We start from the raw sequence: 18,799 nt of genomic DNA, 5'->3' as shown, positions 1-18,799 counted from the left end.
CCTATTATCCTTCGAGTTCGAAGTCCGCCCCGAGCAGTTCGAGCTTCGTGATGAAGTCCTCGTACCCGCGCGCGATGATTCCGACGTTCGAGACGGTCGAGCGACCCTCTGCGGTGAGCGCGGCGATGAGGTGGCTGAAGCCACCGCGGAGGTCGGGCACCTCGACGTCGGCGCCCGTGAGCTTCGTCGGTCCTGAGATGACGGCTGAGTGCTGGAAGTTGCGCTGGCCGAAGCGGCAGGGCCGCCCGCCGAGGCACTCCTTGTGCACCTCGATCGACGCGCCCATCTCGACGAGGGCGTCGACGAAGCCGAAGCGCTGCTCGTACACCGTCTCGTGCACGATCGAGACGCCCTTCGCCTTCGTGAGCGCGACGACGAGCGGCTGCTGCCAGTCGGTCATGAACCCGGGGTGCACGTCGGTCTCGATGATGACGGGCTTCAGCTCGCCACCGGGGTGGTAGAAGCGGATGCCGTCCTCGGCGATCTCGAACGCGCCGCCGACCTTGCGGAAGACGTTGAGGAAGGTGAGCATCTCGGCCTGACGCGCGCCGCCGACGAAGATGTCACCGTCGGTCGCGAGGGCGGCGGCCGCCCAGCTCGCGGCCTCGTTGCGGTCGAAGAGGGCGCGGTGCGTGTAGCCGTTGAGCTTCTGCACGCCCTCGATGCGGATCACCCGGTCGGTGTCGACCGTGATGATGGCGCCCATCTTCTGCAGGATGTTGATGAGATCCATGATCTCGGGCTCGATCGCCGCGCCCGAGAGCTCGGTGATGCCGTCGGCGAGCACTGCGGTGAGCAGCACCTGCTCGGTCGCGCCGACGCTCGGGTACGGCAGGGCGACCTTCGCGCCGTGCAGGCCGTTCGGCGCCGACATGCGGATGCCGCTCGGGAGCTTCTCGACGATCGCGCCGAAGTTGCGCAGGACCTCGAGGTGGTAGTCGATCGGCCGGTCGCCGATGCGGCAGCCGCCGAGGTCGGGGATGAACGCCTCGCCGAGCCGGTGCAGGAGCGGCCCGCAGAAGAGGATCGGGATGCGGCTGGAGCCGGCGTGCGCGTCGATGTCGGCCATGTGCGCCGTCTCGACGGCCGAGGGGTCGAGGATGAGCTCGCCCACCTCGCCCTGGGTCACCGTGACCCCGTGCACCTCGAGGAGGCCGCGCACGATGCGGACGTCGCTGATGTTCGGCACGTCCTTCAGGACGCTCGGGGTGTCGCCGAGGAGCGCCGCGACCATCGCCTTGGTGACGAGGTTCTTGGCCCCCTTCAGTTCGATCCGGCCGCGGAGCGGTTTGCCGCCGTTGATCGTGATCTTGTCGACGTTCAACCCGACTGCCGTCCCGTGGTTCTTGGCATCCTGCCCGAGTGTGTTCACAGACTCCCTGATTCCGCCGGCTCCCGGATGGGGAGCGTCTTGGGCCGCCACGCCGCTCGATGCGTCTCGAATTCGGCGATGGCTGCTTCGTCCCGGAGAGTGAGGGCGATGTCGTCCAGACCCTCCAGAAGCCTCCATCGAGTGTAGTCGTCGATATCGAAGGCCACTGTGAGCGCGCCTGCGCTCACCGTTCGTGCAACGAGGTCGACCGTCACGTCTATTCCCGGGTCGGCCTCGACGACCTCCCAGAGGCGCTCCACGTCCTCGTACGCGACCTGCGCGGCGACGAGGCCCTGCTTGCCCGAGTTGCCGCGGAAGATGTCGCCGAACCGCGAGCTCACGACGACGTCGAAGCCGTAGTCGCGCAGCGCCCACACGGCGTGCTCGCGACTCGAGCCGGTGCCGAAGTCGGGGCCGGCGATGAGGATCTTCGCGCCCTGGTACTCGGGGCGGTTGAGCACGAACTCGGGGTCCTGCCGCCAGCCGTGGAACAGCGCGTCGTCGAAGCCGGTCTTCGTGACGCGCTTCAGGAACACGGCGGGGATGATCTGGTCGGTGTCGACGTTCGAGCGGCGCAGCGGCACGGCGACGCCGGTGACGGTCGTGATCTTCTGCATCAGCGCGCCTCTCCTTCGTTCTGCAGATCCCAGGGGCTCGAGAGCGTGCCGCGGATCGCGGTCGCCGCGGCCACGAGCGGCGAGACGAGGTGCGTGCGGCCGCCCTTGCCCTGGCGGCCCTCGAAGTTGCGGTTCGAGGTCGACGCGCAGCGCTCGCCCGGGGCGAGCTGGTCGGGGTTCATGCCGAGGCACATCGAGCAGCCGGCGAAGCGCCACTCGGCGCCGAAGTCGGTGATGACCTTGTCGAGCCCCTCGGCCTCGGCCTCGAGACGCACCCGCGCCGAGCCGGGCACGACCATGACGCGCACTCCGTCGGCCTTCTGCTTGCCCTTGATGATCGAGGCGAACGCGCGCAGGTCCTCGATGCGGCTGTTCGTGCACGAACCCATGAAGACCGCGTCGACCTTGATCTCCTTCAGGGGGGTGCCCGCAGCGAGGTCCATGTACTCGAGCGCCCGCTCGGCGGCGGCGCGCTCGTGCTGGTCGGCGATCGTCGCCGGGTCGGGGACCGATTCCGACAGCGACACGCCCTGGCCGGGGTTCGTGCCCCAGGTGACGAACGGCTCGAGGGCGTCGGCGTCGATCGACACCTCGGCGTCGAAGGTCGCGCCCTCGTCGGTCGCGAGCGTGTTCCAGTACTCGACCGCGGCGTCCCAGTCGTCGCCCTCGGGCGCGTGCGCCCGGCCCTTCAGGTACGCGTACGTCGTCTCGTCGGGCGCGACCATTCCGGCGCGGGCACCGGCCTCGATCGACATGTTGCAGATCGTCATGCGGCCGTCCATCGACAGCGCGCGGATCGCGGATCCGCGGTACTCGAGCACGTAGCCCTGGCCGCCGCCCGTGCCGATCTTCGCGATCACGGCGAGGATGATGTCCTTCGCCGTCACACCGGGGCGCAGGGTGCCCTCGACGTTGATCGCCATCGTCTTGAACGGCTTCAGGGGCAGGGTCTGCGTGGCGAGCACGTGCTCGACCTCGCTCGTTCCGATGCCGAACGCCATCGCACCGAAGGCGCCGTGGGTCGAGGTGTGCGAGTCGCCGCAGACGACCGTGATGCCGGGCTGCGTGAGGCCGAGCTGAGGGCCCACGACGTGCACGATGCCCTGCTCCTTGTCGCCGAGCGAGTGCAGCCGGATGCCGAACTCGGCGGCGTTCCTGCGGAGCGTCTCGATCTGCGTGCGGCTCGTCAGGTCGGCGATCGGCTTGTCGATCTCGAGCGTCGGCGTGTTGTGGTCCTCGGTGGCGATCGTGAGGTCGGGCCGGCGCACCGGGCGCCCCGCCATGCGGAGGCCGTCGAAGGCCTGCGGGCTCGTGACCTCGTGCACCAGGTGCAGGTCGATGTAGATGAGGTCGGGGGTGCCGTCCTCGCCCTGCTTCACGAGGTGGGCGTCCCAGACCTTCTCGGCCAGGGTGCGGGGGCGGTCGGCGCTCGTCTGCGCAGTACTCATGCGTTCGTCTCTCTTCGTTCCGGGGGGATCGACTTCGATCCTGAGAAATCGGCCGACGACGGACTCCGCGACGGGGACGGCCTCAGTACGAAGCCCCGTCGCGGCGACGAAGGAGAAGTCGTGGCGCGCGCATGGATTCAGGCTACACCGTCGAACGGACGACCCGATCCACGCGCAGGCCGAGCTCGCCCAGGTAGATCGCCGAGCCCGCCGGCGCCTCGCCCGGTTCGCCGGGCACGAGCTCGCTGAGCGGCGCCCCCGGCGCCTCGACGCGACTGCCGTTCGTCGAACGGAGATCGGTCACGCGGACCCCGGCGGCCGTCGGCTCTATGACGGCGTGTGTCTTCGACACCGTCCGGGTCGGGTCGTCGATCGCGACCGCACGGGCGTCGGACGCCGCGGCGGCCACCGGGTCGCGCCCGAGCACGAGCACCCCGTCGAGCACGATCTCGAGCCCGGATGCCCCGACGAGGCGCCACACCGGAGCCGCCGGCTGCGACGGCGCGGCCCCCGCGGCTGCGCCGGGTCGCGGCGCGGGCGAGGGGCTCGCGTCGGGCGCGACCCGCCCCGGGACGAAGGTGGGCAGCGCTCGGGGCGGCACCGCCCGCGAGGGCACGGCCCGCACCGTCCGGTCGGGCGCGGACGTCGGCGCGGGCGCGGCCGTCTCGGGCGCCGACGGGACGAGACCCGGCGGCGGGACGATGAAATCGGACTCGGCCACGCCCCCAGCCTAACGACGCGAACGGATCCGGTACCGGCTGATGAGCCGGCGCGCCCGGCCGACCGCGGCCGTCACCGCGGCGGTCGCCGCCTCCGCCTCCGTCCAGCGGCGGGCCACGACCTCGTCGGAGACCGCGCCGCCGTCGAACACGTCGCGGTCGATCGTCGTCGCGAGCGTCGAGAGCGGCACCGGCGCCGAGGCATCCGCCCCGTTGCCGTGGAGCGCCGAGGCCAGGCCCTGCTCGCCGACCTGCCGCTCGAGCACCCGGGCCGACTGCAGGCGCGTGCCCTGGGCGGGCGGCTCGAAGCCGAGCTCGGCCCAGCGGTCCATCAGCTCCTCCCAGGCCGCTGCGGCCTGACGGTCGTTCGGCCCGGAACGGCGCCTGCGACGGCGGGCCGCCTTCACGAGCATGACCGCGAGCATCGGGAGGAACACGATCGCGGCGGGGATGCCGATGGCACCGAGCGTCACCCACACCCAGCCGGGGATCTGGAACGGACGGTCCTTGTCGTCGTCGTCGGTCTCGTCGATCTCGACGGTCGCGAGCAGTTCGTCGTCGGTGTGCTCGGCCCGCGGGGGCTGGCGAACCTGCGGCTGCGGCTCGGACTTCGGCTTCGGCGTCTCCTCCTGGGGGACGTCGACCTGGTCGGGGGTGGGGCGGAAGCTCACCCAGCCGACGCCGTCGAAGGCGACCTCGACCCAGGCGGTGACGTCGTCGCCGACGACCTCGACCTCCTCCTGGCCCTCGGAGATCTCGGGCGCGAACCCCATCACGACGCGCGACGGGTAGCCGAGGTCGCGGGCCATGAGCGCCATCGCGGCGGCGTACTGCTCGGCGTCGCCGACCATCTGCGTGCGCGTGAAGAGCTCGTCGATGCGGTCGGCGCCGTGCCCGGCGCGCGACGGCACCGCGTCGGAAGCGAGGCCGTGGCTGAGGAACCCGCCCGTCTTCAGGGCGCGCTCGATCGCGCGCAGCTGCTCGATCGGGCTGACCGCGTCGCCGGCGAACTCGCCCGCCTTCGCCTCGGTGACGTCGGGCGAGTTCTCGACGATCGGCAGGGTGAGGTCGGCCACCGGCACGTCGAGGAGGTCCTCGGTGTCGGGCTCGCGCTGCACGTTCGCCGTCAGCGCGTAGTGGGCGCCCTCCCCGACGCCGCTCGTGAGCACCGCCGTGCCCGCCGCGGGGTTGTAGCGCAGGTCTCCGGCACGGGCGGCGCTGCCGCCGTCGAGGAGCTGCAGGGTGCGCCCGTAGCCGACCGTCGGCAGCCAGACGTCGGAGTACGCGCCGACCTCGACCTCGATCTCGCGCGCCGACCCGAGGTCGGCGAGCTCGGGCTCGGGCAGCGACTCGCCGACGATGCCGTACCCGCCGCCGTCGGCGCCGACGTCGTCGGGGCCGGCGACGTTCCAGAGGCGCCCGGTGTACGCGTCCATCGTGGCGAGACGCAGCGTGTCGCCGGGCTCGAGCCCGCGCACCGTGAAGAGCGTCTCCTCGGCGAGGTCCTTCGTGTACTTGCGGAACCCCGAGAGCGGGCTCGGGAACTCGAGCGGGTCGAACGGCGGAACGATCTCGTCGCGCAGCACGAAGCGGTCGGGGCTCACCGGTGCGACCGCGAGACCCGCGACCGCGCCGATCGCGACGGCGCCCGCCACGACCACGGCGGTGCCCGTGACCTTCTGCCTGCGCAGCCGCTTCGCCCCGTCTCCGGAGGCCTCGACGGTCGTGCCACGGCGCCAGGCGATCCAGACGAGCGCGATCACCGCGAACGCGACGCCGCGGACGCCGGCGAAGTAGGCCTCGTCGGTGCCGAGGAGGATGCCCGACAGGTAGAGCAGCGCGGGGCCGATGACCAGCACGCTGGTGCGCAGCGCGGTGCGGCGCTTCGACAGCCAGCGCAGCACCAGCAGGCCGCCGACGAGCGAGACGAGCCACGCGGCGAAGTACGGCAGTGCCGCGATGTAGTACGGCGCCTCGACCGGGGTGCCGATCGTGACGATGTCGGCCCAGCCGAAGACCGCGCCGTAGGCGAGCCCGGCGAGCGAGCCGAGCGAGGGCAGCACCCCGAAGATCCCGGTCTCGGGCATCGTGAACGGGGTGCCGAGCAGGAAGTAGGCGACGATCGCGATGAGCACCGTCGTGACGACGCCGAGTCGCAGGAGCGTGCCGGCGAGTGCTGCGAGCGTGCCGACGACGAGTCCGGCGACCGCGGCCACGAGGAAGTTCAGGTCGCCGAACGAGGTCTCGTAGCCGAGGATGCCGAGCAGCGAGAGGAGGCTGAGGACGAGGAGGTCGCTCACCGCCGTGCGGGGAAGCCGGGTCACGGGCGCAGCCTCCTCATGATGCGGGGCAGGTCGCCCAGGGAGCCGACGGTCGCGACGGTCGTGCCTGCGACCTTCGTCAGCGAGCTCGTCGCGCCGTCCTCGACGCGGATCGCGATGGTCTGGGTGTCATTGCCGAACACCGTCTCGACCGAGCGGAACTCGGCGAGCGGCAGGAGCGACCCTCCGACGGTGATGACGACGCTCGGCGCCGGCAGCCGCTTCGTCGACTCGCGGACGAAGTCGCGCATCGTCGGGTACGCGCCGTCGACGGGTTCGATGCGGGAGGAGTCGTCGAGGAGCACCGTCGGCGTCGCGGTGCGCAGCCCGAGACGTTCGGTCACGACGGCGAGCCTCGTCGCGTCGCGGATGACCTGGACGCCGATCGACGCGAGGACCGAGACGCCGAGCTCGAACTCGTCGTCGGAGGTGTACTGGGCGCGCTCGGTGGACTGCACGAGGATGAGCTGCGAGCGCCGCGTCTCCTCGTACTGCCGCACCATCAGCTGACCGGTGCGTGCGGACGTCCGCCAGTGCACGTTGCGCAGGGCGTCGCCCGGCTCGTAGGCGCGCAGCGCATGGAACGAGATGTCGTTGTCGGTGATCACCTTCGTGATCTCGCCCTCGAGGTCGCGCACGAGTCCGGCGGCGGAGGGCCGGAGACGCGCGGTCACCGGGTGCACGAAGAGCTCGACGGGATCGGTCCAGCGCACGGTGCGACGGAGGATGCCGAGCTGGTCGCCGCGGACCGAGACCGCCGGGCCCGCGACGATGACCGCGCGACGGTTCGTCGGCACGGCGAAGAGCTCCTCGTGCTCGTCGCCCGCGGCGAGCTGGGGCACCACGAACTCGGCGAGGCCCGCGCCGACCGGCAGCTCGATCCGGGCGGGCGCCGACGGCGCCGTGCCGGCGTTGCGCACGAGCAGGCGGCCGAGCGCCCGCTCCCCCGCGACGACGCGAGCCGGCTGCAGTTCGATGCCGACGGCGAAGTGCATGCGCCCGAAGACGAACGCGATCGAGACGAGCACCGCGGCGAGCAGCGTGAACCCGAGGAACGCGAACTCGATCCATCCGAAGGCCCATGCCAGCACGAGCGAGACGGCCGCGGCGGCGAGCACGAGCCATCCGGTCGTGGAGACGAGCCCCGTGACCGGCTCGCAGAAGGCGGCCACCGCGCGCCAGGCGCGCACGACGGCCGCTCCGAGCGAGCGGGCGGATGCCGCGAGGGAACGTGCGACGGCGCGCACCGCGATGCGCGCCTGCGAAGGGGTCTGCGGCGCGCCCGTGCCGGCGCTCATGCCGCCCGGTAGGCCGGGGGCGCCACCTCGACGAGGACACGACCCACGATGTCCTCGGCCGTGACCCCCGCGAACTCCGACTCGGGGTCGACGATGATGCGGTGCGCGAGCACCGGCACCGCGAGCTCGCGCACGTCGTCGGGCGTCGCGAAGGTGCGGCCGTGGGCGATCGCCCAGGTCTTCACCGCGCGCGCCAGCGCGAGCGCGCCGCGCATGCTGACTCCGAGCGCGGCGTCCTTGTGGTCGCGCGTGGCCGACACGAGCTCGTTGAGGTACGACAGCACCGCGGCGTCGACGTAGACCTCGCTCGCGAGCTGCGACATCGTCGTGATCGAGCTCGGGGCGATGATCGGCGACACCTTCGACGCCCGCGCGCGGTTCGCCGAGTCGAGCAGCAGCGTGACCGCCGTGTCGTGGTCGGGGTACCCGAGCGAGGTCTTGATGAGGAAGCGGTCGAGCTGCGCCTCGGGCAGGGAGTAGGTGCCCGCCTGCTCGACGGGGTTCTGCGTCGCGATCACCATGAACGGGCTGCCGACCTCGTAGCCGACGCCGTCGACGGTCACGCGACCCTCCTCCATGACCTCGAGGAGCGAGGACTGCGTCTTCGGCGAAGCGCGGTTGATCTCGTCGGCGAGGACGATCGACGCGAAGATCGGGCCGCGGTGGAACTCGAACTGCCCCTTGCCCTGGTCGTAGATCGTCACGCCGGTGACGTCGGAGGGCAGCAGGTCGGGCGTGAACTGGATGCGCGAGTTCGTGCCGTCGAGCGTGTTTGCGAGCGCCTTCGCGAGCACCGTCTTTCCGGTGCCCGGGAAGTCCTCGAGGAGCACGTGCCCGTCGGAGAGCAGCGCCGTCACGACGAGCTCGATGACGTCGCGCTTGCCGAGGATGGCGCGGTCGACGTTGTCGACGAGCTTCGAGAAGGCGTCCTGGAACCACAGGGCCTGTTCTTGGGTCACTGACATGTGTGCTGCTCTCTCCTGCTGATGACGAGTCGATTCATGCGTGGGGTCACCACGAGTTGAAGGGGATGCTGTTCCACTGGGAGCCGCTGATCGCGCCGAGCGTCTTCGACGTGCCGCCGCTGACGTTCTCGAAGCGCACCGCGATCGTCTCGCCCGCGGCGCGGCGGCCGAGGTGGTTCTGCAGCTCGAGGTTGCCGCTCGCGCCCACGTCGTAGGTGCCCTTCCAGTTGCCCCACGAGCCGTTGACGGTCACGTAGACCTGGTAGCGGCCCGGATCCATGTTCGCCCAGCTGATGCGGACGTTGGCGCACCCGCTGCCGCCGCTGTCGCAGGCGCGGCTCGGGCCCTTGCCGATCGAGCCCGAGGCCTGCGGGGGCGGGGCGTTCTCGACCGTGAAGCGAGTCGATCCGGCGGGACCGGTCTGACCGCTGCCGTTGTTCCTCGCCTGCACCTCGACGGTGTACGTGCCGGCTCCGAGTCCGCCGAACTGGCGCGACTCACCGGTCTGCCAGCCCGACCATCCGCCGCTGTTGATCCGGGTGCGGTACTGCACGCCGCCGCCGCCGGTGTCGTTCGGGGCATCCCAGGCGACGTCCACCGTCGCGTTGGCATAGCCGACCGACCCGTGGCGGACGTTCGTGGGCGCGGTCGGTGTTCCGTACGGCGTTGAGCTCATCGAGTTCGACGCGGGAGAGGTGCCCTTGTCGTTCACCGCGCGCACTACGAAGGTGTACGCCCTGCCGTTCGTCAGGCTGCCGATCGTCTGGGCCGAACCGGCCGCCTCGGGGCCGAAGTTCCAGGGGCCTCCGCCGCCCGAGGTCGCCTCGACCACGTAGCCGGTGATGGGCGAGTTGTTCGTCGCGTTGGCGCGCCAGGTGAGCTTGATGTTGCGGTCGCCGCTCTCGATGTTCGTGAGGGTCGGCGCGTCGGGCTTGTCGCGCACCACGATCGTCACGCGTCCCTGCACCTCGCGGAGCGGGTCGAGGGTCGCGTCGCCGATGCGGTAGATCACGCTCAGCTGGCCGGTGAACGACGGCCCCGTGCGCACCGTGAGGTCGGAGGCGGTGTGGGAGACGGTGGCGTTCGCGCCGACGCTCTGGGAGTCGATCTCGGCGGCCACGATGCGGAGCGGCTCGCCTTCGGCGTTGAACGGGTTGAAGTCGTTCGCGAGGACGTCGATGGTCCGCGAGTCGGTGCGCACCATCTCGTACGGCCCGTCGTCGACCGCCTGCGGCTTCGCGCGCGTCGACGAGACGACCTTGACGTCGACGTAGCCCGGCACCGTGAACGACTCGAACTTCAGGTCGAAGCTGAGTCTCGTGGCGGTGCCGGCCTGCACGCCGCGGGGCGAGGAGACCGTGAGCGTGCCCCCGTCGATCGAGGCGGTGAAGTCGCTCGACGTGCCCGAGAGGTTCGTGTACTCGACGCGCTCGATGTTGTCGGGGTTCGGCTGGTACGTCGACGAGCGGAGGTCGATCTGGAGCGGCGCCTCACCGGCCTCGAGCGTCTCGGAGCGCGGCGTGAACGTCGGCGGGGTGTCGTTGAAGTTCGGGTCGCCGACCGTGATCGGGATCGTCAGGAGCGCGACGCGGCCGATCGGATCGGCGGCGCTCTCGCCGTCGGTCACCTGGAAGGTGACGGCGGCGGAACCCCGGTAGTCCTGTTCGGGCACGTACTGCAGGGTCTGCCCGTCGACGAGCGGCGACTCCTTCGCGTTCGTCGCCGAGGCGGAGAGGAGCAGCGGCGGCTTGCCCGAGGGCACCACGACGATGTCGTTCACGTCCCAGGTGATGCTGCCGTTCATCGGCACGACGATCTCGCCGAGGTCGGCCAGGTGCGGCGCGGGGAACTTCGCCTTCTCCTCGGCGGCGAGCTCCTCGGGGGTCTTCGGCCGCTGGGTCTCCTCCGCCGTGGGCGCATCGTCGCCGCCGGGGATGGGCGGCACGATGACGAACGCCTTCGCGTCGAGCTCGTCGAGCTCGTTCGTCAGGCGGAACGCCACCGCGAAGCGCTCGCTGCGCGGCTTCACGTCGATGCTGCCGTCGGGCAGCACCTCGGCGCGGTCGGCGTTGGGGCCCTCGAGCGACACCTTCAGGTCTTCGACGAGACCACCGGGGTTCGTCGCATCGTTGAGCGGGCGCACGTTCACGCGGTCGACGTCGACGACCTCCTCGGGCTCGATGACCTGGTCTTCTGCCGTCGGCGGCTGGATCTTGGCGTTCTTCGACACCTTCACCTGGATGAAGGCCGTGTCGGCGCCGCCGTGCCCGTTGGACGCCTCGTACCGAAGGGTGTAGGCACCCTCGGTCTCGGGGGCCGTGACGACGACCCGCCGGCGGTCGCGGATCTCGGCCTCGATGCCCTCGTCGATGTCGGGCAGCTTCGACACGTGGAGCTGGTACCCGGACGGGTCGGAGTCGTTGAGCAGCACCTCGACGCCGACGGTGCGGCCCGGCTTCATCTCGATGGTGTCGTCGACCGCCTTCGGCGGGAGCTGCACCGCCGGCCTCGGGATGACGCCGACGCGCACGACGCCGGTCGCCGTGGCACCGGACGTGTCCTGCACCTCGTACTTGAACGAGTCGGTGCCCGCCGACCCGGTGAGCGCCTCGTAGGTGATGGAGGTGCTGGTGCGCTCGACGATGCGTCCGAGCGCGGGCGGCGACGAGATGCCGGTGAGGACGACCGAGTCGCCGTCGGGGTCGAGCCCGTCGAGCGGCACGTCGATCTTCACCTGCGACCCCTCGAAGGTGCGCGAGGTCAGCGGCGTCGGCAGCGGCGCGCGGTTGTTCTCGTCGTCGGGACCGATGACCGTGAAGCGCACGGTCGCCCGGGCGGTCTGCTCGAAGTCGTCGCCGATCGTGTAGACGACGCTGTAGGTGCCGGGCGTCTTCGGTGCCTGGAACCGCACCGTGTCTTCGCTGACGAAGGCGAGCCCGCCCTCGGTGACGGGGTCGATCAGTTCGGGCAGCACGCGGAACGCGGCGGCATCGGGGTGGTAGTCGTTCTCGGTCACCGGCACGGTGACGATGTCGCCCGCGCGCACGTTCACGCTGTCGTCGGCGGCCACGGGCGGCTGGTGCTTCACGAGCGGCGGAACCGGCACGACCGCGACGGACGCCGTCGCCGTGTTGAGCCCGTCGGACACGGTGTACGTGAACTGCAGCTGTCGATCGATCGCCTCGGACGCGGTGACGCGTGCGACCGTGTTGGTGAGGATCTCGACCGAGACGAGGCCCTCGGTGCCGGCGTCGTCGACCGACTGCACGGCGAGCACCTTGCCCGACGGCGAGACGTCGTTGACGAGGAGCGGCACGATGGTCGGCTCGCCCGGGCGCAGGTAGGCGGTGTCCTTCACCGCGATCGGCACCGGCGCCTCGGCCGGCGGCTCGGTCACCTGGACGCGGATGAGCCCGACGCTCACCGCCGTGTCGGCGCCGAGGTTGTAGAGGAAGACGTACTCGCCGGGCTCGTCGGCCGAGAAGGTGATCGTGCCGCGCTCGAGGTTCGGGGTGACGGTCGGCCCCTCGGGCACCTCGTCGACGCCGACGAGGGTGAGCGGGGCGCCCGACGGCGTCAGGTCGTTCGCGAGCGGCTCGATCGCGACCGACTCGCCGACGAAGACCTGGGCGAAGTCGGGCGTGCCGACGGGGTTCAGCGTGCCGCTCGGCTTCACCTCGACGGTGAGGGTGCCCGCGGCCTCGGTCTGACCGTCGGAGACGACGTACTGCACCTCCTTCGTGCCGATCTCACCCGACTGGTGCGCGAAGGTGACGAGTCCGTCGGGGCTGAACCGCACCGAGTCGCCGCTCGTCGGCGACGCGTTGACGAGATAGACGTCGTCGCCGTCGGGGTCGTTCCAGTCGCCGAGGACGTTGTAGGAGATCTGGCGGCTCTGCTCGACGCTCGTCGCCGCGTTGCGCAGCGACACCGGCGGCTCGTTCGCACTCGCGGGCCGGATGCGGACGTTCACCTGGGCCTCTGCTCGACCGCCCCGACCGTCGTCGACGGTGTAGCGGAAGGAGGTGGTGCCTGCGGCCCCCGACTCGGGCGTGAACTGCAGCGCCCGCCCGCCGTCGATGAGCTCGAGTCGCCCCGGGGCGCCGCTCGGCGTCGGGAGCTCGGCGACGGTCAGCACGTCGCCGTCGGGGTCGGTGTCGTTCTCGAGCACCTCGAGGATCGTGGTGCGCTCGGGGCGCACCCCGTACTCGTCGTCGCGTGCGAGCGGCGGGCGGTTGATGGGGCCGCGCTCGGCGAGCGTGTCCTCGAAGTTCTGCTGGGAGCTCTTCTCGTCGCCCTCCTCGTCCTCCGACTCCTCGGGCGGCGTGACCTCCTCCCAGTTGTCGACGAGCCTGAGGTCGGAGTCGACGAGCCAGGCGTTGCCGTTGGAGAGGTTGTTCAGCACGATCACGTCGCGATTGACGCGGAACTCGAGCCTCGACCCGGCGGTCGGCTGCTCGATCCCCTGCGAACGCGGCTCCTGGCCGTCGCACGCGAGGAGGTAGCGCGACGCGCCCGCCCACGCGCCGTGGGCGCAGCCGTCGAGCCAGACCGGTGCGGCGACCTCGCTCGACTTCGCGGCCGCGCCGTCGCCGCCGTTCGGGATGGTGCGCACCTCGCCGCCGCCGAGTGGAACCTCGAGCAGCGCGTCGGCGGTGGCGACGAACGCCGAGTCGTGCTCGCCGCCCGACTGCTGCAGTCGCAGCCCGGGCTCGGGCAGCTCGATCGCGCGCCCCTCGACGACGAGCTCGTCGCGCTCCTCGTCGAGGATGACCGCGCGTTCGCCGACGGCGGCGAGCTGGTGGCCGTCGAGCTTCGGGAGGTCGCTCTTCGCGGGCTCGGCGTCGATCGCGACCGTGTAGAGCGCGCGCTTCGACGGCTTCGTCGCGAAGACGGTGCCCTCGCTCGAGACCGCGACCTGCGCGCCCTTGCCGAGCTTCAGGAGCGGGTCGGTGCCCGAGGGGTCGAACGACAGGGCCGACCCAGCCGGCACCGTCCACAGCTCGCCCTTCGGGGAGAGCACCGCGAGCACCTCGCCGCCGTACGCCACGGACGAGCCGGGCGGCACGTCGATGCGCTCGGTCAGCGTGGTGAAGGACGGGTCGATGCGATCGATCGTGCCGAGGCTGCGGTCGTAGAGGAAGGCGTCGTCGCCGTTCTGGAAGACGTCGAACTCGTTGGTGGCGGTGCTCACCGCGGCGTCGAGCTCGCCGATCGGGCGGTTGAGCCGGCCCGCGAGCAGGTCTTGGGCGTTGGTCACCCAGACGTCGCGTGCGCGGAGGTCGGGGTCGGTCACGGGGAAGCCCTGGTGCAGGACGGCGAACGTCAGCGGCACGCCCGCGATGAGGCTCAGGGCCAGGGTCGTCGCGGTCGCTTTGCGCGTGCGCACCCACGTGCTGAAGCTTCCCACCACTGCTCCCCGAATAATCCGTCATCGACCAGGGCGGCAATGCCCACAACGGGGTACACGGTAACACGGCCCTGCGACGAGATCACATGGGGAGTCATCCCCATGACGGCGCGCGGCGCGCGGCCTGCAGCCGGGCGGCGATCAGGCCCTCGCCTCGCCGCCCTCGTCGTCGCGGTCGAGCATCGGCAGGTCGTCGGCGCTCACCAGGCGGGTCGCGACGGCGTACTCGACGAGCCGGGCGCGGCGGTTCGTGGCGAGCTTGCCGCGACCGCCGCGGAGCCCGTCGACGCCGATCCGGTCGAGCTTCTCGCAGACGTTGTCGAGCTTGCGGTTGAACGTAGTCATGCTCCACCCCAGGCGCGCGGCCGCCTCGACCGAGCTCGGGACCGCGGCGCGGCCCGCGGCCGGCTGGGCGAGCACGTTCTCGGCGAGCGCGACCACGAGCAGCCGCTGGCTCGTGGTGAGGGTGACCGGCATCACCGTGGTGCCGCCGTCGGCCGGCGTCGCGGTCAGCGAGGTGTTGTAGAAGTCCTCCTCGGCGTGCACGGTGAAGTCGTAGGTCGTCGCCCCGGCGCTGAACATGACGTGCACCGTCTGGAAGACGAGCGGCAGCTTCGCCCCGGGGGCGACCCAGGCCTGCACGCTGCCCGTCGCGTCGGAGACGGTCGCCGACAGGAGCTGACCGACGTTCGAGAGCCACCACAGCCCGTACTCCGACGACAGGGTCAGGAAGGTGCGGTGCAGGTAGGGGTTCTCGTCGATGGTGAGGTCGGAGTCGCGCCCGATCGTGAACGGCGCCCCCTCCTCGACCGTGTACCACTCGCCGCAGTACTCGACGCGCAGCGGCCTCATTCGGTGCACCCCCGTACCTCTTCGGACGTCTTGCTCCCGCGCTGGACCTGGACGTCGATGCACACGATGCCCCCTGCGGTGTTCTCGACCGTCACGGTCGGCCCCTCGGAGACCTCGATGCCGCCCGAGCCGTCGGCCCGCTTCCAACGGTAGCGGTCGCCCTCCTCGGCGTCGTCGTGCGACAGCGCGAAGGTGACGGATGCCCCGTCGACGCCGGCCACCTCGACGGTGGGCACCGGAACCTGCTCGCCGAGCAGCGCGTCCTCGCCGCTGCCGCCCGGGTTCGCTTCGGAGGTCGGCTCGGGGGCCGGCGCACCCGAGAGCGCGATCGCGACCGTGACGACCGCCGCGACCACGACCGCCGCGACGATCGCGATGACCACGCCGATGCGGGAGCGACGGGGCGCCCGCGTCTCGGTCGGCGCGGCGCTCGGCTCGTACGGCACCGGCCCCGCGGGCGCCGCAGGCCGGACGACGGTCCGGTCGGCCGCGGGCGACGGAGCGGGCGCCGCACCGCGCGGCCGCAGCACCGTGGAGTCGTCGACGGGGCGTGCGGCCTGCGGCGACGGCGCCGGCGGCTGCGCCGCGATCTGCTGCGGCGCGCGCACCTGCGTGCGGTCCTCGTCGACGGGGGGCGGCGCGACGCGCGGCGGCGCGGCCGGCGCGGGCGCGACGGGCGCCTGCGCCTGGACGGTCTGCACCGAGCGGGCGCGCGTCGCGTCGACGCCGTCGTCGTCGCCGGACTCGGCATCGCGCTCGGCGGCGAGGTTCGGCACCTCGATGTTCGTCGCGGCGTAGCCGAGCTCGAGCTCGACCCGCTGGAGGGCCCTCGCGAACTCGACCGCGCTCGGGTACCGGTCGTCGCGGCGGGTCGCCATGCCCTTCGCCAGGACGGCGGCGAGGCTCGCGGGCACGTCGCTGCGGCCGATCGGCGTGATCGCGCCGCGTTCGATCCGGCCCATGAGGTCGAGCGAGCCGTTGGAACGCCCCGGGATCTCGAACGGGGTACGCCCGGCGAGCAGGGTGTGCACCGTCGCCGCGAGCGAGAAGACGTCGCTGCGGGGGTCGGGCGTGGGGTCGTCGTCGAACATCTCGGGCGGCGACCAGGGCACGCTGAGCCCGACCGCGGACTGCCCCGTGCCGGAGGCCGAGCCGGTCGCGCCGAGCTCGGCGGCCGTGACCGTGTGCACCGGCAGCTCGCCCTCGAGGTTCGACGAGATGCCGAAGTCGGTGAGGGCGGGCCAGCCGTAGTCGTTCGTGAGCACGTTCGCGGGCTTGATGTCGCGATGCAGGATGCCGGCGGCGTGCGCGGTGGCGATCGCACCGGCGAGCCGCACGCCGGTGCGCAGCGCGTCCTCGACGGAGAGCGGCTCGCGCTTGTAGCGCTCGGCGAGGCTCGGCCCCGAGCAGTACTCCATGACGAAGTACGGCCGGCCGTCGGCCGAGACGTCGGCGTGGAAGATCGTGACGATGAAGGGGTGCGCGGACAGCTGCGCCATGAGGTTCGCCTCGGCGACGAACTGGGCGCGGGTGTCGCGTCCGAGCTCCTCGGTGAGCAGCACCTTGACCGCGACTTTGCGGCGCGGCAGGCGCTGTTCGTAGAGGAAGACGTCGGCGAAGCCGCCGGAGCCGAGCAGGCCGAGCGAGGTGTAGCCCGGCAGCTCGGGCGGGGTCGAGGTGGCCCTGCGCATCAGTCGCCGACCACCTGGATCGTCCAGCCGCCGCCGAGGTCGACGACGGTGCCGATGAGCACGGGGGTCGGCTCGCCGGCGCGGAGCTTCACGGGCGCCCGGCCCGGGGCGACCACGAGGGTGCCGTTGCGCGAGTGCAGGTCGGTGACGACGACGGTGCCGCCCTCGAGCGCGAGGCGGACGTGGCTGCGCGAGATGTCGGGGTCGCCCTGCCCGATCGTGACGAGTCGCGGCAGGCGGCCGCCCGACACCTTGCTGACGCTCGGCGAGCGACCGAGCACGATCTCGTGGCCGAGCGGTTCGAAGCTGCCGTCGGGCATGCGCACGCGGACGCCCGACGAGGTCGTCGCCGCTGCCGGCGCCGCCTGCGGCGCAGCGGGGCGGGATGCCTCGCGCTCGGCCCGCAGGCGCCGGATGTCGGCGCTCGCGACGGTCATGCCGTCGTGGTCGCCCGCGGCGAAGGCGGCGGACGCCCCCTCGCCCACCGGTCGAGCGATGGTCTCGCCGACGTCGACCGCGGGGATCGGCACCGCGCTCGGCGTCGTCGGCGGCGCCACGGGCGGCACCCCGGTCGCCTCGGGCGGGCGGATGAAGTCGGTCACGCCGACGACGGTCTCCTCGATGGGGGCGATGGTGTGCTCGGGGGCCGCGAGGGCCTCGACGTCGACCCGCACCGGCGGGGACGCCGGCGCGGAGGCCTCGATCTCCGGGGCCGGTGCGTCGATCACCGGGGCCGCCGGTGCGGGTTCGGCCACCGGGGTCGCCCGGGCCGGAGCGGCGACGACCGCTCCCCCGCCCGCCGCGGCACCCGGTACCGCGACCGCGGCGACCGCGGCGACGCCGTCGACGAGGGGCAGCCACGGGCCGTCCGCCGCGGCGCCGGCGTGCACGATCTCGACGCGCTCCGCGTCGTCGACGACCCGCTCGGCCCACGTGGAGACCGCGGCGCCCGAGACGACGACCTCGCCCGCGGCGACTTCGAACGCACCGCGGACGATGATTCGGACGCCGCCGAGGCGCTCGCCCTCGGCCTGCCAGGTCAGGAGCGCGAAGTCGGGCGTCCGCCCGAGCCCGTCGGCCGTGAGCCGCTCGAGCACGGCGGTCGTCGACTCGGGCCCGAGCCCGGCCCACAGCTCTGCGGCGACGGCCCCCGCCGACCCGCCGGCGACGACGAGCGCGGCCCCCGGTCGCACGGCGGCGATCGCACCGCTCACGTCTGCGCGATACTCAGCCATCGCGTGCCCCCTCGTCCCTCGGCCTCGTGACCTCGATGCCCTCGTCACCGCGGTCGCGCGTCGCGTCGGGGTCGCCCTCGTCGCCGCCGATCTTCGACTCGACGACGACGACGCTCACGTTGTCGCGCCCGCCGTGGGCGAGCGCCGCCTCGACGAGCTCGCCCGCCATGCCCGCGGGATGGGCGGCGTCACCGGCCAGGATGGCGGCGATCCGGTCGTCGTCGAGCTCCTTCGTGAGCCCGTCGGAGCAGACGAGGAACACCTGGCGCCCCGCAGCGGGGATGAGCCACACGTCGGGGTCGACGACGTCGTCGGCCCCGAGCGCCCGAGTGATGACGTTGCGCTCGGGGTGCCGCTCGGCGTCGGCGGCGCTGATCAGCCCGGCGTCGACGAGCTCCTGGACGGCCGAGTGGTCGACGCTCAGCTGCTCGAGCGTGCGACCGCTCCACGAGTAGATGCGGGAGTCGCCGATGTTGAACGCCATCCAGTGGTAGCCGCCCGCGTCGCCGGCGTCGACCAGGGCGACCCCCGCGAGCGTCGTGCCCGCGACGGCCGTGCCCTCCTCGCCGTGCTCGCTCAGCGCGCGCACGGCCTCGTTCGAGCTGTGGATGGCGTCGAGCACCTGTTCGGGCGACGGCGGGGTGCCGGGCTCGACGTGACGCCGGAACGTCTCGACGACCGCCTGGCTCGCCGCGTCGCCCCTGGCATGGCCGCCCATGCCGTCGGCGACGAGGAAGACCGGCGGCTCGGCGAACACCGAGTCCTCGTTCACGCTGCGAACGCGCCCGAGGTCGGTGCGGGCGGAGTGGGCGATGAGCGCCGAACCGCGGGTCAGGGCGACGACGCCCTCGACATCACCTGGCACGGTACT

General features: G+C 72.1%; 12 protein-coding genes. All 12 read right to left on the bottom strand.

Features of this window, described 5'->3' with window-relative positions:
* Positions 1-4: 4 nt before the first annotated feature.
* Entirely contained in the window at positions 5-1,372 is a 1,368-nt protein-coding gene (gene murA / locus ACFVSL_RS10100) for a UDP-N-acetylglucosamine 1-carboxyvinyltransferase (RefSeq protein WP_386940683.1), read from the bottom strand.
* Positions 1,369-1,989 (bottom strand): 3-isopropylmalate dehydratase small subunit, encoded by a 621-nt coding sequence (leuD, locus tag ACFVSL_RS10095; RefSeq protein ID WP_386940681.1) that lies wholly within the window; start codon positions 1,987-1,989, stop codon positions 1,369-1,371. Before leuD ends, murA begins: the two co-directional genes overlap by 4 nt.
* The gene (gene leuC, locus ACFVSL_RS10090; protein ID WP_386940679.1) at positions 1,989-3,437 is read right to left on the bottom strand and encodes a 3-isopropylmalate dehydratase large subunit; all 1,449 of its coding nucleotides are present in this window, start codon (positions 3,435-3,437) and stop codon (positions 1,989-1,991) included. Before leuC ends, leuD begins: the two co-directional genes overlap by 1 nt.
* Before the next feature lie 142 nt (positions 3,438-3,579).
* On the bottom strand, positions 3,580-4,158 hold the full coding sequence (locus tag ACFVSL_RS10085) for an FHA domain-containing protein (protein ID WP_386940677.1): 579 nt from the start codon (positions 4,156-4,158) through the stop codon (positions 3,580-3,582).
* Positions 4,159-4,167: 9 nt separating this feature from the next.
* On the bottom strand, positions 4,168-6,480 hold the full coding sequence (locus tag ACFVSL_RS10080; RefSeq protein ID WP_386940675.1) for a transglutaminase domain-containing protein: 2,313 nt from the start codon (positions 6,478-6,480) through the stop codon (positions 4,168-4,170).
* Positions 6,477-7,775, bottom strand: a complete 1,299-nt coding sequence (locus ACFVSL_RS10075; RefSeq protein ID WP_386940673.1) for a DUF58 domain-containing protein — start codon at positions 7,773-7,775, stop codon at positions 6,477-6,479. The genes ACFVSL_RS10080 and ACFVSL_RS10075 overlap by 4 nt, the downstream gene beginning before the upstream one ends.
* Complete coding sequence (locus tag ACFVSL_RS10070; protein ID WP_386940671.1) at positions 7,772-8,740, bottom strand: AAA family ATPase; 969 nt, start codon at positions 8,738-8,740, stop codon at positions 7,772-7,774. The genes ACFVSL_RS10075 and ACFVSL_RS10070 overlap by 4 nt, the downstream gene beginning before the upstream one ends.
* Positions 8,741-8,786: 46 nt before the next feature.
* On the bottom strand, positions 8,787-14,150 hold the full coding sequence (locus tag ACFVSL_RS10065) for an Ig-like domain-containing protein (protein ID WP_386940669.1): 5,364 nt from the start codon (positions 14,148-14,150) through the stop codon (positions 8,787-8,789).
* 141 nt (positions 14,151-14,291) lie between these two features.
* Entirely contained in the window at positions 14,292-15,002 is a 711-nt protein-coding gene (locus ACFVSL_RS10060) for a hypothetical protein (protein ID WP_386940667.1), read from the bottom strand.
* On the bottom strand, positions 14,999-16,693 hold the full coding sequence (locus ACFVSL_RS10055; protein WP_386940666.1) for a protein kinase: 1,695 nt from the start codon (positions 16,691-16,693) through the stop codon (positions 14,999-15,001). The genes ACFVSL_RS10060 and ACFVSL_RS10055 overlap by 4 nt, the downstream gene beginning before the upstream one ends.
* Complete coding sequence (locus tag ACFVSL_RS10050; protein ID WP_386940665.1) at positions 16,693-17,928, bottom strand: FHA domain-containing protein; 1,236 nt, start codon at positions 17,926-17,928, stop codon at positions 16,693-16,695. The genes ACFVSL_RS10055 and ACFVSL_RS10050 overlap by 1 nt, the downstream gene beginning before the upstream one ends.
* Positions 17,921-18,793, bottom strand: coding sequence for a PP2C family protein-serine/threonine phosphatase (locus tag ACFVSL_RS10045; protein ID WP_386940664.1), 873 nt, complete (start codon positions 18,791-18,793; stop codon positions 17,921-17,923). The genes ACFVSL_RS10050 and ACFVSL_RS10045 overlap by 8 nt, the downstream gene beginning before the upstream one ends.
* Between the last annotated feature and the right edge of the window lie 6 nt (positions 18,794-18,799).

It is taken from the genome of Agromyces sp. NPDC058064, assembly GCF_042885275.1.
Lineage (GTDB): Bacteria > Actinomycetota > Actinomycetes > Actinomycetales > Microbacteriaceae > Agromyces.
Note: the sequence above shows the minus strand (reverse complement) of the source record. Positions and strands in the feature narration are given on the sequence as shown.